The organism is Sphingobium sp. D43FB (assembly GCF_002312805.1).
Lineage (GTDB): Bacteria > Pseudomonadota > Alphaproteobacteria > Sphingomonadales > Sphingomonadaceae > Sphingobium.
In genome coordinates, this window is record NZ_NMUA01000003.1 from 241,761 (window position 1) to 255,663 (window position 13,903).

Annotated in this window: 15 protein-coding genes; 3 read left to right on the forward strand and 12 right to left on the reverse strand. The window is 64.1% G+C overall.

Translation table 11 applies throughout. The features are described from left to right. Window positions 1-8: 8 nt before the first annotated feature. The 4 genes from SxD43FB_RS04730 to SxD43FB_RS04745 form a co-directional block, all read right to left on the reverse strand. Window positions 9-857 carry a MipA/OmpV family protein gene (locus tag SxD43FB_RS04730; protein WP_096061190.1) on the reverse strand — a complete coding sequence of 283 codons (849 nt, stop codon included), beginning with the start codon at window positions 855-857 and terminating at the stop codon, window positions 9-11. 91 nt (window positions 858-948) lie between these two features. Further along, window positions 949-1,386, reverse strand: a complete 438-nt coding sequence (locus SxD43FB_RS04735; RefSeq protein WP_096061191.1) for a DUF2141 domain-containing protein — start codon at window positions 1,384-1,386, stop codon at window positions 949-951. Beyond that, window positions 1,383-2,114, reverse strand: a complete 732-nt coding sequence (locus tag SxD43FB_RS04740) for a sterol desaturase family protein (protein WP_096061192.1) — start codon at window positions 2,112-2,114, stop codon at window positions 1,383-1,385. The genes SxD43FB_RS04735 and SxD43FB_RS04740 overlap by 4 nt, the downstream gene beginning before the upstream one ends. Before the next feature lie 49 nt (window positions 2,115-2,163). Continuing rightward, window positions 2,164-3,054 (reverse strand): prephenate dehydratase, encoded by an 891-nt coding sequence (locus tag SxD43FB_RS04745; protein ID WP_096061193.1) that lies wholly within the window; start codon window positions 3,052-3,054, stop codon window positions 2,164-2,166. Window positions 3,055-3,239: 185 nt separating this feature from the next. Here SxD43FB_RS04745 and SxD43FB_RS04750 point away from each other — a divergent pair, with 185 nt between their 5' ends. Next, entirely contained in the window at window positions 3,240-3,860 is a 621-nt protein-coding gene (locus SxD43FB_RS04750; RefSeq protein WP_096061194.1) for a cytochrome c family protein, read from the forward strand. 404 nt (window positions 3,861-4,264) lie between these two features. On the opposite strand, the gene SxD43FB_RS04755 is transcribed toward SxD43FB_RS04750, so the two are convergent. Beyond that, the gene (locus SxD43FB_RS04755) at window positions 4,265-5,581 is read right to left on the reverse strand and encodes a hemolysin family protein (protein ID WP_096061195.1); all 1,317 of its coding nucleotides are present in this window, start codon (window positions 5,579-5,581) and stop codon (window positions 4,265-4,267) included. 148 nt (window positions 5,582-5,729) lie between these two features. Here SxD43FB_RS04755 and SxD43FB_RS04760 point away from each other — a divergent pair, with 148 nt between their 5' ends. Next, complete coding sequence (locus SxD43FB_RS04760) at window positions 5,730-6,410, forward strand: OmpA family protein (RefSeq protein ID WP_037473268.1); 681 nt, start codon at window positions 5,730-5,732, stop codon at window positions 6,408-6,410. Window positions 6,411-6,519: 109 nt separating this feature from the next. Here SxD43FB_RS04760 and SxD43FB_RS04765 read toward each other — a convergent pair whose 3' ends face one another. From SxD43FB_RS04765 to SxD43FB_RS04795, 7 genes are all read right to left on the reverse strand, one after another. Then, window positions 6,520-7,140: a MarC family protein gene (locus tag SxD43FB_RS04765; RefSeq protein WP_037473284.1), complete on the reverse strand. Its 621-nt coding sequence runs from the start codon at window positions 7,138-7,140 to the stop codon at window positions 6,520-6,522. Beyond that, window positions 7,137-7,793, reverse strand: a complete 657-nt coding sequence (locus SxD43FB_RS04770; RefSeq protein WP_096061196.1) for a hypothetical protein — start codon at window positions 7,791-7,793, stop codon at window positions 7,137-7,139. Before SxD43FB_RS04770 ends, SxD43FB_RS04765 begins: the two co-directional genes overlap by 4 nt. Then, the gene (gene folD / locus SxD43FB_RS04775; protein WP_096061197.1) at window positions 7,790-8,683 is read right to left on the reverse strand and encodes a bifunctional methylenetetrahydrofolate dehydrogenase/methenyltetrahydrofolate cyclohydrolase FolD; all 894 of its coding nucleotides are present in this window, start codon (window positions 8,681-8,683) and stop codon (window positions 7,790-7,792) included. Before folD ends, SxD43FB_RS04770 begins: the two co-directional genes overlap by 4 nt. Further along, window positions 8,680-9,006, reverse strand: a complete 327-nt coding sequence (locus SxD43FB_RS04780; protein WP_096061198.1) for a DUF167 family protein — start codon at window positions 9,004-9,006, stop codon at window positions 8,680-8,682. The genes folD and SxD43FB_RS04780 overlap by 4 nt, the downstream gene beginning before the upstream one ends. After that, window positions 9,003-9,368, reverse strand: a complete 366-nt coding sequence (locus SxD43FB_RS04785) for a YggT family protein (protein WP_081912754.1) — start codon at window positions 9,366-9,368, stop codon at window positions 9,003-9,005. The genes SxD43FB_RS04780 and SxD43FB_RS04785 overlap by 4 nt, the downstream gene beginning before the upstream one ends. Window positions 9,369-9,414: 46 nt before the next feature. Then, entirely contained in the window at window positions 9,415-10,332 is a 918-nt protein-coding gene (gene argB / locus SxD43FB_RS04790) for an acetylglutamate kinase (protein WP_037473279.1), read from the reverse strand. Window positions 10,333-10,439: 107 nt separating this feature from the next. Continuing rightward, window positions 10,440-11,114: a queuosine precursor transporter gene (locus SxD43FB_RS04795; RefSeq protein WP_096061199.1), complete on the reverse strand. Its 675-nt coding sequence runs from the start codon at window positions 11,112-11,114 to the stop codon at window positions 10,440-10,442. Window positions 11,115-11,313: 199 nt separating this feature from the next. Between SxD43FB_RS04795 and SxD43FB_RS04800 the strand changes: the two genes are divergently transcribed. After that, window positions 11,314-13,903, forward strand: a 2,590-nt coding sequence (locus tag SxD43FB_RS04800) for a TonB-dependent receptor (RefSeq protein ID WP_255245597.1), incomplete at its 3' end; no start/stop codon positions are given.

The window sequence follows — 13,903 nt, forward strand, 5'->3', positions numbered from 1 at the left end:
ATCGCCTGTCAGAAGGTGTAGCCGACGCCGAGCGCCCCGACGAACTGGTTGCGCGATCCGACATCCGACACGATCGGCGAATCGGCATATCTGCCGAGCAAGCGGGTGTAGCCGGCGACACCGAAGATCGCCCAGCCCGTGCGGATATCGCCCGACAGCGACTTGCCTGCCGACAGGTTGACGTTCATCCGGCGAAAGCCCGATCCGCGTCCTGCGCGATCATAGACGTCCAACCCACTGGCCAGACTATCCTGCGGCGTGATGTCGAAATAATAACGGCCATATTTCTTGCCGACATAATCGGCCGATATGCCCAGGCCGACGAAGGTGGTCATCGACAGCGGCGTGAAATATTCGACCGACGGCGTTATGACGAAGGAGCCATGGGCACCCGCGACATCCTTGGTCACGGCAACCCGCGCCGACACATTATCATAATCGCTGGTGATCACCCCGGTCTTGCCGATGCCGATAAAACCGCCCGCTTCCAGCGCGAAGTCCCGCTTCCCCAACGCCTGCACGGCGTCATCCTTGATGGCCTTGCGACTGGTACGGTCAAATCGCAGGTTGACGACCGGTCCCAGCTCGAAATCGACGCCCGGCCCGGTCGGATCGGCAATGGCATCGACATAGAGGGCGGTGCCGCGTGTCCAGAAGGCGATATCATGCACCTTGCCGCGCGCCTGCGCGATCGGCAGGACGCGATACTCGTCCGACCCCTCATAGCTGGGGATCATGGCGGCGCCGGCCCCGATGGTCAGCGTGCTATGCTGTTCTTCTTCCTGCGCCATGGCGGGCGCAGCGAGGGACAGGGTCGCGACGACGGTCGCGGCCAGCGAGCAGCGGAAAAATGGCATGAATGACCCTGTTGTGTTTTTAACGTGCGTGCAGGGTTCTGAATGTTTCGGGCGGGTGACAGGTTCCCGCCGATGCGGCCAACCGATCAAGTCACAGGAAATATTTGAGCTTTATATCCTGTTCGACCGGCGCCCCTGCGACCGGGAAACTGGCCGATTGAAAGCTCGGCGCGCCAAAGCGCAGCGCCGGATTGCGGGAAAAGCCGACGCCTTCGCGCGGTATCCCGGCAAAAGTATCCAATTTGCCATTGGCATTTTCGTCATGGATGATGGCGATGGCATAACGGCCCGGCGCCATGGCACCCAACGCCACCGCCCCGCCCTGCGCCGCCACGGCGAAATGGCGCTTGTCGGGATCCTTGGTGCAGTCGGGGAAATATTGCGGCATCCGGGTGACGCAGACCAATATCTGCCCCTTGCCCGACCGCAAGCCTTCCAGCGCCATGCTGACCGACTGGGGCTGGCCCAGCGGCGCAGCCCCGCTCAATCCCGCCAATGCGATGAGGGCCATCGCCAACCGCCCGATCATGCGCGCGCCTTCGTCGTGAAGTCGCCCAGCCCCTGGTCGGTGCCGCACAGCCGGTCCCAGAAGCGGAAATAGAGGCCATAATTGCAATTATAGCGGTCATGATGCCGTTGATGATGGGTCGCGGTGATCAGCCATCCGCCGATCGGCCCGCGCACCATCCAGCGCGGGAACATCTCCCACCCCATATGATTGCTGACCCCCATGACCGTCATGATCGTCAGCACGCCGCCAAGCGCGCCGACATGGATGGGGATGAGGAACACCAGCGCCGGGATCACCACTGCGCCGGTCAGCGCTTCCCAGGGGTGGAAGCTCATCGCTGCCCAGGCCGTGGGCGGGCGGCTGGCATGATGCACTGCATGGGCGATGCGAAACAGCTTGGGCCGATGCATCCAGCGGTGGGTCCAGTAGAACCAGGTGTCATGGGCGGCGAGATAGAGCAGCACCGACAGCGGCAGATACCAGAGCGGCATGGCGGCGACATCGGTGTAGATGCGCGTCCAGCCATGCGCCTGCCAGCCCCAGGCGACCACGCCCGCGGGTATGCCATAGATCAGCGCGGAGGCGAGCGACCAGGCGATCTCCCGCCCCATCTGCTTTTCCAGGCCACGATACAGGCCTGGCTGGCGAATCCGGGTCGCGAGCGCAAAGCCCCCGCTCGCCAACAGATACCGCACGCCGACAATGGCGCTCATCGCCAGGGCGGACAAAAGAATAGCTGCGACCATGAAGCGCCTATAGGCGCGATTGCGCGGCTGCGAAAGCGGGAGCCTGCACTTAAGTGCGGGGGCGTGCCTGCCGATAGCTGCCCAGCACCCGCACCCATTTGGTGTGGAACTCCAGTTCGGCGAGCGCCCGGTCGACCGCCGGATCGCCCGGCATCCCTTCGATATCGCAGAAAAATTCGGTCGCGGCGAAGCTCGCGCCGCGCTGATAGCTTTCCAGCTTGGTCATATTGACGCCATTGGTCGCAAAGCCGCCCATCGCCTTGTAAAGCGCGGCGGGCACATTCTTCACCTCGAACAAAAAGGTGGTCATGACCGGGCCGACATTGGCGATCGGCATTTTGGGTTCGCGCGCCAGCACCAGGAAGCGCGTCATATTATCGTCGCTATCCTCGATATTCTCGGCGATCAGGCGCAGGCCGTAGAGTTCCGCCGCCAGATAAGGCGCGATCGCCCCTTCGCCCGGCGTCTTGCGTTCCGCCACCAGCGCCGCCGCGCCCGCCGTATCGGCATAGGCGACCGGCTGGATACCGCGCTCGCGCAGATAGTGGCGGCATTGGCCAAGCGCCTGGGGGTGGCTGATCGCGCTTCTCACCGGGCTATTGTCGGGCGCCATCAGGCAATGGCGGATGCGCAGGAAATATTCATCGACGATCGCCAGCCCCGATTCGGGTAGAAGGAAATGCATGTCCGCCACCCGCCCATGCAGGCTGTTTTCGATCGGGATGATGGCGCGCGCGGCCAGGCCATTACGCACCGCGTCGATCGCATCTTCGAACGCGAAACAGGGCAAGGGCACGCAATCGGGCGCATAGCCCAAGGCCGCGAGGTGCGAATTGGCCCCCGGTGCGCCCTGATAGGCGACGGCACGGGCCGGATCGGCGGCGGCCTTGGCCGCGAGGTCGGCGACGATGATGCGGGCGGGGGCGGGATAATTGTCCATGGGTGGCTGCGCGCTTATGCATTTGCTTGGCGCTGCGCAAGCATCGGCGGGGCGGCAGTGAACAGGACTGACATATTTCCCGCGTCAACCCGGCTTGCACCTTGGCGTGTCCGCCATTATGGCAGCCCTCAAGAGGGGGCCGGAACATAGCCGCCCGAAAAGATACGCAAGGGAAATCGAGCGAAATGGGCGATCGTTTCAATACCGTAGCGGGCTGGGCACTGTTCGCGGGCATCATCGCGCTTGGCGGCGCGATCGTCAGTTCCAAAGTTTTCCATGACGAACGGCCCGAAACCATGGGCTATGCGATCGAGGGCGTCGAAGCCGAGGGCGAAGGCGGCGTCGCTGGTCCCAGCCTCAACACCCTGCTCGCCAGCGCGGACGTCGCGGCCGGTGAAAAGGTGTTCGCCAAGTGCGCCGCCTGCCACACCGTGAACCAGGGCGGCGCGAACGGCATCGGTCCCAATCTGTGGGCGACGGTCGGCAAGGCGCATGGCCATGTCGCGGGCTTCGCCTATTCCGAAGCGCTCAAGTCGGTGCCGGGCAACTGGACGTTCGAAGCGATGGACAAGTGGCTCAAGAGCCCGCGCGAATATGCGCCGGGCACCAAGATGACCTTTGCTGGCCTTGGCAACCCGGTCGATCGCGCCAACCTGATCGCCTGGCTCAATACGCAGGGCTCCAACCTGCCCCTGCCCGCCGCCGATGCCGAACCGGCCGCCGAGGGTGACAATGCAGCCGAGGCAGGCAATGCCGCCAACGCCGCCGAAGCCCCGGTCGAGAACGCAGCCAACGCGGCGGAATAATCCGGCGATCCTTATTGCCTATATGACGGGCGCGGCACGAGGCGTCGCGCCCGTTTTGTTTGTGGGGTGGGCGTGCCGGAAGGTGGCGACTGATGTACACCTCTCCCGCCTTCGCGGGAGAGGGAGGGGCCCGCGCCGCAGGCGTGGGAGGGTGAGGGTCTGCCTGGCATCTGGAAGAAAGACCCTCACCGACATCGACTAGGCAGCAAGCTGCCAAGTCTCCGTAGCCTCTCCCGTGAAGACGGGAGAGGGCAAGGTTGATGTCTGTCGCTTGCATCCTCCCATGGCAGGAGAGGTGGATGGCCGCAGGCCAGACGGAGGGGTCTCACGCTCTCGATAGGGCGACACCCCTCCCCCGGCTTCGCCGGTCCCCCTCCCCTTACCGGGGAGGAACTTGGTCTCGCTTAGCGTTCCGCTACCAGCAGCTTGTCGATCTTGCGGCCATCCATGTCGACGATCTCGAACCGCCAGCCCTGATCGTCGATATAGTCGCCGACTTCGGGCAGGCGTTTCATCAGCCACAGGACATGACCGGCGACCGTCGCATAGTCGCGGTCTTCGGACAGGTCGATGCAGATGCGTTCGGCCAGTTGGTCCATAGGCATCTGCCCGGACACAAGCAGGCTGCCATCCTCGCGCTCGACCAGATCGGGCTCGTCGAACGCATCGCGGTCGGACGCGAAATGTCCGGCGATCGCCGACAGCAGGTCGGCCGGGGTCACGATGCCTTCGAAATGACCATATTCGTCATGGACCATGACCATCGGCACGTCGGAGCGGCGTAGCACTTCGAGCGCGTCCATGGCATCGACCTGATCGGGCACGACCTCCGCCTTGCGCATCAGCGCGCCAACATTGAGCGCTTCGCCCCGGAACAGCGCGCTCATGATGTCGCGGGCCTGGACGATGCCGATAATATCCTCGACCGATCCGCGCCCCACCGGCAATCGGGTATGCGGCGTTTCCAGCAGGCGGGCGCGAATCGTATCCTCGTCGGCGGCGATGTCGATCCAGTCGACGTCCATCCGCTGGGTCATCACTTCGCGCACCGGACGGTCGGCCAGGCGCACGACGCCCGAAATGATCGCCCGCTCGCTTTCCTCGATCACGCCCGACTTGCTCGCTTCGGCGACGATCAGATGCAGTTCCTCGGCCGTGACATGGCTTTCCGATTCGCGGTCCATGCGCAACAGCTTGAAGATCAAGCTGCTCGACCCGTCCAATATCCAGACGATCGGCGCGGTGATCTTCGAGAGCCACAGCATCGGCGTCGCGACCAGCACCGCGATCGGTTCGGGCGCGCGCAGGGCGAATTGCTTGGGCACCAGTTCGCCGATGATGAGCGAGGCATAGGTGGTCAGGCCGATCACGACCGCAAAGCCCAGCGTCTGCGAGGCATCGGTCGACAGGCCGAGCCACTGCAACCGCTCGCCCACCGGCCCGCCCAGGCTCGCGCCGGAATAGGCACCGGCGATGATGCCGATGAGGGTGATGCCGATCTGGACCGTGGAGAGGAATTTGCCGGGATCGCTGGCCAGCGCGATCGCCGTCGTCGCGCCCTTGCGCCCGGCCTTCTCCAAGCCCTGCAGCCGGGGCTTGCGCGCGGAGACGATGGCGAGTTCGGACATCGCGAAGACGCCGTTCAACGCCACCAGCGCGAGGATGATGACAAGATCGGCCCAGGGAAAGGGCGTCGGATTGGGGAGGGGTATCGTGGCCATGGTGGTCGGGGAAAGGCTATACCCTCTATTCTTTCATTTGCACAACCATCCCATCATCAAGAGTTCAGTTCGCTTGTGGAACAAAGACGTCCGCTCAGCGATTTGGGGACATCCGCTCCACAGGGCGATAAGATAAGGGAATAGTTTCATGAGGATTTCACATCGCATCATCGGTGCGGCCGGTTTGGCCGCCATGCTGGCCACCACCGCCTGCACCACGGACCCGACCACGGGTCAGCGCACGATTTCGAAGGCTGCGATCGGCGGCATCGGCGGCGCACTGGGCGGCTATCTGCTGGGCGATCTGGTCGGCGGGCGCAGCGATCGGACCGAGAAGATTCTGGGCGCAGGTATCGGCGCGGTCGCGGGTGCGGGCATCGGTGCCTATATGGACGCGCAGGAACGCAAGCTGCGCGAAGAAACAGCCGGCACCGGCGTCGACGTGATTCGCGATGGCGACGACCTGTTGCTGCGCATGCCGTCGGGCATCACCTTCGCCTATGACCGGGCCGACGTGCAGCCTCAGTTCCAGCCGACGCTGAACGATGTCGCGTCGGTTCTGGCGCAATATCCCAAAACCTATATCGACGTGTTCGGCCACACCGACAGCGACGGCGCGGATGCCTATAACCAGACCCTGTCCGAACGCCGCGCCCAGGCGGTGTCGAGCTATCTGGTGAGCCGTGGCGTCCAGTCCGCTCGCATGGGCACGCGCGGCTTCGGCGAAACCCAGCCGATCGCGTCGAACGCGACCGAAGAAGGCAAGGCCGCCAATCGCCGGGTGGAGATCAAGATCTCGCCGGTGACCGAGGCTGACGTTCGGAGCTAAAGCGTCATCGTCATCCCAGCGGAAGCTGGGATCTCTCTTTTCTCGACTTATGTGCGCCAGAAGAAGGGAGATCCCAGCGTTCGCTGGGATGACCTATTTCTATCGGTGGTTAGAAACTTGCTTTCAGGCCGTCGATTACGAATTGGGCGGCAAGCGCCGCCAGCAGGACGCCGAGCAGGCGCGTGATGACGGCTTCGATCTTGCGGCCGAGCAGTGCCATCAGCGGCCCTGCCGCGAGCAGCGCGCCGAGCATCAGCGCTAGCGTCAACAGCACCGCGCCCAGCACCACCATCCGCTCGGTCAGATCGTGGGCGCGCGACATCAGCAGCATCACCGTGGCGATCGATCCCGGCCCGGCGATCATCGGCATCGCCATCGGGAAGACCGACACATCCTCGACATGGGGTTCTTCGTCGGTGAGCTTCTGCGCCCGGTCCTCGCGCCGCTGGGTGCGTTTTTCGAAGACCATGTCCATCGCGATCATGAACAGCATGATGCCGCCCGCGATGCGGAAACTGTCGAGTTCGATGCCCAGCACGCCGAGCAGTTGCTTGCCCCACAAAGCGAAGACCAGCAGGATGGCCGCCGCGATACCGACCGCGCGGATCGCCATGGCGCGCCGTTCGGCGGCGCTCGCCTCTCCGGTCAGGCTGGCATAGATGGGCGCGCAGCCCGGCGGGTCGATCACCACGAACAGGGTGACGAAGGCCGACAGGAATAATTCGATCATGATCCGGCCCCTACCCTGTCCGCTATGACGACGTCATAGCCGCTGCCATTCCATATTTGCACATTGACCGTCCGGCTGCCATCGGCGGCGACATCGGCGCTCCAGAGCAGGCTGTCGTCGGGCGGTGGGGGCAGGTCGTTTTTCCCCGGCGGTGGCCCCTCGGCACGCGGCGGCCGCTTGCAGGTCGCGACCTTGCCAGTCAGAAATTCAGGCGCAGCGCGGGGGCTGGTGAGCGGGGCGCGGTGATCGAAGATCCATTCCCACCTGCCCTTCTTGTCGCGCCGCCAGATGGTCGTGAAATAGCCGACGGTGCCGTCCGTGGCGGTCCAGTTGCCGGTGCTGGCGGCGAGGCCACCATCGCATCCGACATAGACGATCGAGGGGGACCAGGTCATCGGCGCGGGCGGATCGGCGCGGCCCTTGAGCCAATCCTTCGCCAGCACCCGCTGCGGCACGACCATCACGGCGTCATCGGCGGCGGCGTCGCGAAAGGCGGTCCATTGCCCCTTTTGCTTCGCCAGCCGGTTGAAGGCGATTTCGGCGGCGATGACCGAACTGGGGTCGGGCTGAAAGCGCAGCGGCGGGCGGGCGGAGACCGGCACCGCGAGCAGCGCCAGCGCGCTGAGCGTCAAGAGGGCGGCGGGCGCCCTCACAAGCCCTCCGGCTTGGCCAGCCCCGCGCGGGCATGGGCGGCGACCAGCGTGTTGCGCAGCAGCACCGCGATCGTCATCGGGCCGACGCCGCCGGGGACGGGCGTGATCGCACGGACATGCGCCAGCGCTTCGGCGGTGGCGACGTCGCCGACGATCCGGCTCTTGCCATCCTCGGTATCGGTCACGCGGTTGATACCGACGTCGATCACCGTCGCGCCGGGCTTGATCCATTCGCCCTTGACCATTTCCGCCCGGCCGACGGCGGCGACGACGATGTCGGCACGGTGGACGATGCTGGCAATGTCACGGGTGCGGCTATGCGCGATGGTGACGGTGCAGCTTTCAGCGAGCAGCAGCTGTGCCATCGGCTTTCCGACGATATTGGAGCGGCCGACCACGACCGCCTCCAGCCCCGACAGATCGCCCAGCTCATCCTTCAAGAGCATGATGCAGCCCATCGGCGTGCAGGGGACCAGCGCCTCCTGCCCCGTCGCCAGACGGCCGGCATTGACAACATGGAAGCCATCGACATCCTTTGCCGGGTCGATCGCGGCGATGACGCTGGCTTCGTCGATATGGTCGGGCAAGGGCAACTGGACGAGGATGCCGTCGATGCGGTCGTCCTGGTTGAGTTCCGCAATCAGGTCGAGCAGGTCGTCTTGGCCGATGCTGACCGGGCGCTTAAATTCATAGCTTTCCATGCCGACCGCGACGGTCATCTTGCCCTTCGACCGGACGTAGACACTGCTCGCCGGGTCTTCGCCCACCAGCACGACAGCCAGGCCCGGCTTGCGCCCCGCCTGTGCGGCGAAGGCGGTGACGCCCTCGGCCACCGTGTCGCGCAGCCCCGCCGCATAAGCCTTGCCGTCGATGATCTTGCCGATGGTCATGTCGCTTGCACCCATATGTCGATGATGGCGGTGAGGCGCACCGCAGCATTCGCCCCATCCCGTATTCGCAGCCGCTTTAGCCGGTTGGTGTCGCCCGATTCCAGTAAAATCGCGCTTTTGGGCCAATCGAGCGTCTTGGCCAGCAGCGCGATCAGCGCGCCATTGGCGCGGCCCTTTTCGGGCACGGCGCGCACGCGGGCTGATAGCCAGGCCGCGCCCTTTTCGTCCGTCCAGCCGCCGCCGATCGCATCCTTCTTAGCGCCCGGCGTCAGCCGGACGGCGAGCAGCAGATCGTCGCCCGCCAGCGACCAGACCGCGGTCAGATCGTCGCGCGCATCAGCGCCCCGAACAGATTTTCGCGTACCGGCCCCTGCAGGATGATGACCGCGAGCAGCACGACCATCGGCGACAGGTCGAGCGCACCGAGATCCGGCAGCACCTTACGCACCGGGCGATAGAGCGGCTCGGTCATGCGATCGAGCGCGTAGAGGCCGTTGCGCACATATTCGTTGGACGTGTTGATGACGTTGAAGGCGATCAGCCAGCTCAGCACCGCTTGGACGATGATGATCCACCACACCGCTTCCAGCACGATATAGACGATGCCGTTGAGGGCGTTCAGAAGTTCGTACAAGCTATCGTTCTCCGCTGGTCGCCCGCCACGGGGGCGGGTTCTTCGATCCATGCTTTAGCGCAGGCGGCAGGCCGTCGACAAGCGGCAGCACGCGCCCTTAGCGCCGGATCAGCGTGCCTGCGCCGCGCCGGGTGAAGATTTCCAGCAGCATCGCATGGGGCACCCGCCCATCGAGGATGACGGCGGCGTCCACCCCGCCCTCGACCGCGCGGACGCAGGTTTCGAGCTTGGGGATCATGCCGCCGCTGATCGTGCCGTCCTGTTGCAGGACTTCGATCCCCTGCGGGTCGAGATCGGTCAGGAGGTTCTTGTCCTTGTCCAGCACGCCCGCGACATCGGTCAGCAGGAAGAAGCGCGATGCGCCGAGTTCGGCGGCGATCGCGCCTGCCATCGTGTCAGCATTGACGTTATAGGTATGGCCATCCGCGCCAATGCCGACGGGCGCGACCACGGGGATGATGCCGTCCTGCGTCAGCGTGTCGAGGATGCGGCGGTCGACCTTCACGGGGTCACCGACGAAGCCCAGGTCGACATTGCGCTCAATCCCCGAATTGGGGTCGGCCTCGCGCTTGCCCAGCACTTTTTCGCACAGGATGAGGTTGCCGTCCTTGCCGGAGATGCCGACGGCGCGGCCGCCAGCGCCGGCGATCCAGCCGACGATTTCCTTGTTGATGGAGCCGGCCAGCACCATTTCGGCGATCTTGGCGGTTTCCGCATCAGTGACGCGCAGGCCGCCGACGAATTCCGATTCGACGCCCAATTTCTTGAGCATCGCGCCGATCTGTGGTCCGCCGCCATGGACGACGACGACATTGATGCCGACCGCCTTCATCAGCACGACATCCTCGGCGAAGTCGCGCGCGGCTTCGGGGTCGCCCATGGCGTGGCCGCCATATTTGACGACGAAGGTCTTGCCCGCATAGCGCTGCATATAGGGCAGCGCTTCGACCAGGGTTTCGGCCTTGGCGAGGAGCGCGGGATCGGGGGCGTGATTGCTGTTCATGCGCGGGCGCATAAGCCCTAAGCGGTGGTATCGCAAGGCCGGGACCGTACAGCGACCCGGACAAGGGTCGCGTGTTTTTCGATTTTGATTAGTTAGCTAACTAATCAAAGTTTCACCCCTCAGGCGCGATCGAGCCGCTGTCCGAGGCCCACCAGCAGATAGATGACCGGCGGCACCAGCAGCGCGGACAGCACGACCTTGGCCAGCATCTGCCCCAGCAGCAGTTCGCCGATCGGGAAGATGCCGTAAAAGGCGATCGACACGAACAGCAGGGTATCGACGATCTGCGAGAGGATGCTGGCGACGGCGGCGCGCAGCCAGAGCATCCGGCTGCCCTCCTGCCCCTTGAGAGCGGCGAAGAGCGTGACATTGAGCGTCTGCGAAATGCCATAGGCGATGATGCCGCCGAGCCAGATGCGCGGCGTGCCGCCCATCATCATCGCAAAGGCTTCGGCACGAGCCGGGTCCATGTCGCCCGCCGCGGGCACCGACAGGACGATGATCGACAGCAGGATCGAGGCGATGAGCGGGAGAAAGCCGATCTGCACGAGCCGGTTGGCGACCGCGCGGCCATGGAGTTCAGCCACCGCGCTGGAAATCGTCACCAGCAGCAGGAAGGCAAAGATGCCCGCCTCGACCGCCAGCGGTCCCAAGCCAACCATAGGGCCAAGCGCCGAAATCGGCCCCAACGTCACCTGCTTGTTGCCCAGCACGCCCGCGATGCAGACCATGCCACCATAAAAGATCGCGAAGGAAAAGAGCGAGCGGCTGATCAGCGCTGGAGAGGTGGTCATCGTCAGCCCTTAGCTAGATTTGCGCGGCGGGGGAAGATGGGCGTTTCGCGGCCCCCGCAGCGCCAATGCAACAGTGGCGAAAATTCGCATTCATGCCCCTTGGAACAGGGGATGGAGCAATTGCGTGGGGGGTGCGCTCATGCTAATTGTTTCAGCAGGACACAATTGACACGATGTCCGGTTCCAAGGGAGGGACGCCATGAAAGTTTCCAGTAATTCGCGGGCGATTTGCGCCTTGTTCGCTTCCGTTTCGGTCATTGGCGTATCGAGCCTCGGCCTTGCCCCGATGGCGCAGGCGCAGACCGACGGCATGGACATCATCGTCACCGCGCAAAAGCGCAGCCAGTCGTTGCAGGATGTCAGCGTTGCGGTGTCGGCGGTCAGTGGCGACGCGCTGACCAATGCCGGGGTCAGCAATTTGCAGGACATTCAGCAGCTCGTCCCGTCGGTCACGTTCGGCAATGATTTCAACCAGGCCAAGGTGTTCATTCGCGGCGTGGGCGCCAATACCTCCACCACCGGGTCCAGCACCGGCGTCGCGCTGCATGTCGATGGCGCCTATGTCGCGCGCGCCGAAGCGCAGCTGACGTCGCTGTTCGACCTGGAGCGAGTCGAAGTGCTGCGCGGGCCGCAGGGCAGCCTCTATGGCCGCAACGCAGTCGGCGGGTCGATCAACCTGATCACCGCCAAGCCGACCGCCGAGTTCAGCGGCTATGGCCGGCTTGGCTATGGCAATTACAACGCGATGACCGGCGAAGCGGCGATCGGCGGGCCGATCATCGATGCGATCCGCTTTCGTTTGGTGGGCAAGGTCGAGGCGCGCGACGGCTATGGCGGCAACCCGTTCAAGGGCGGCAGCGATGTCGATGACCTTAATCGCTATATGGTGCGCGGCCAGATCCACCTGATCGCGTCGGAGAAGATCGACTATCTGATTTCGGGCGAATATTTCCGCCAGAACGACAATAGCGGCGCGGTCCATTATCGTGGCCCCGCCTTCCCCGGCGTGCCGCGCCTCGCGCCCACCGGCACCGGCGGTTTTGCGACCAACCCGCGCGATTTGGGCAGCGACGAGCCGCCCTCGGTCGATACCAAAAGCTATTCGGTCACCGGCACGCTCAATATCGAGCTGAGCGATGCGTTCAGCATCGGCAACATCACCAATTATCGCGATTTCAAGACGCAGCTGATCCAGGATCTGGACGGGTCGGCGCTGGTCGCCACCCTGCCCAATTCGACATCGATCCAGACGCGCACGATCGACGCGCACCAGTTCAGCAACGAATTGCAGTTCAAATATGACAGCGACATCGTGAAGGGTGTCGTCGGCCTCTATTATTTCCATGAGCGCCAGCGGCCGCGCGATCAGGTGGGGTTGAGTTCCACCAACGATCTGGCGTCGAACATCACCGTGCTGGCGACGCGACCGACCTTCGTGGATAATGTCGCTGCCCCCGTCGGATCGGTGACGCTCGCCGAAGCGCTGGCGATGTGCAATTTCCCGGCGGGCACATCGCCCAACCGCGTCTGCCTGAAGTCCAGCCTTGGCACCCGCGCCTATGCCGCGTTCGGGCAGTTGAATTTCGACCTGGGCGCGGCCTTTGGCCTCAATGGCGTGTCGCTGAAACTGGGTGGGCGCTACAGCCATGAGAAGGTGGACAGCGCCAACCCGTCGATCATCCTGACCGCCAACGGCAATCCCGCCGTGGCGCAGGTGCGCAAGACAACCATCGAGGGCACCTATCGCGAACGCACGTTCAAGGATTTCACCCCGGAAATCGGCCTGCAATGGCAGCCCAACAGCGATCTGCTGCTCTATTATACCTATTCCGAAGGCTTCAAGGCCGGGTCGGGTGAGAATGCGGCGGGCAGCACGACAATCGTGCGGCCGGAAAAGATGAAGAACCACGAACTGGGCGTGAAGGCGGAACTGCTCGACCGTCGTTTGCAGGTCAATCTGGCCGCCTATCATTACAAGTTGGACGATCTGCAGATCAACAAGACGATCGGCGGTGGCCCGGCGGGCTTTACCACCATCTTCGAAAATGCGGCGAAGACATCGGCAACCGGCGTCGAAGCCGACCTGCTGGCGCGGCCGGTCGATGGCGTGCGGTTGCGCGGGTCGGTTTCCTATACCGACAGCACCTATGATGATTTCATCACGGTCGATCCGCTCGATCCGGTGAACGTGGCGCAGGCGGGGCAGCCCGCTTACAACCCGGTCACCAACCCCGATCCCACCGCCTTTGGTGCGCCGTGCGGGGCCGACGCGCTCAATGCCAATGCGCCGTGCAACATCCAGTTGGCGGGCAACCCGACGCGCAACTCGCCGACCTGGTCCTATAGCGCCGGGATCGAAGTCGACCTGCCGATCATGCAGGAGGCTGGCACCTTCACGGTCAGCGGCGACATGACCGGGCGCAGCAACATCTATTTCACCGAGTTCAAGCGGCTGGTGGAAGGCACGCGCGCTTACACGATGTTCGATGCGTCGCTGCGCTGGGTGGACAAGACCGATACGGTGACGGCATCGCTCTGGGTCAAGAATATCGGCGATACGCTGCGCGAAAGCAGCACCTTCGCCATCTCGACCGGGCGCATCATCGGTGTGACCTACCTGCCGCCGCGCACCTATGGCGCGACGGTCGGCTATCGCTTCTATCCTCTCTTATTCACGACGCTCGGTTTCGGGCCCGCTCTGGGCATTTGCTGCGGCTGGCTGTATTGCGCGGACGACCGGCATCGCTGGCGTTTGTTTCACCGCATTCGGATTGATGGGCTTTTCGGGT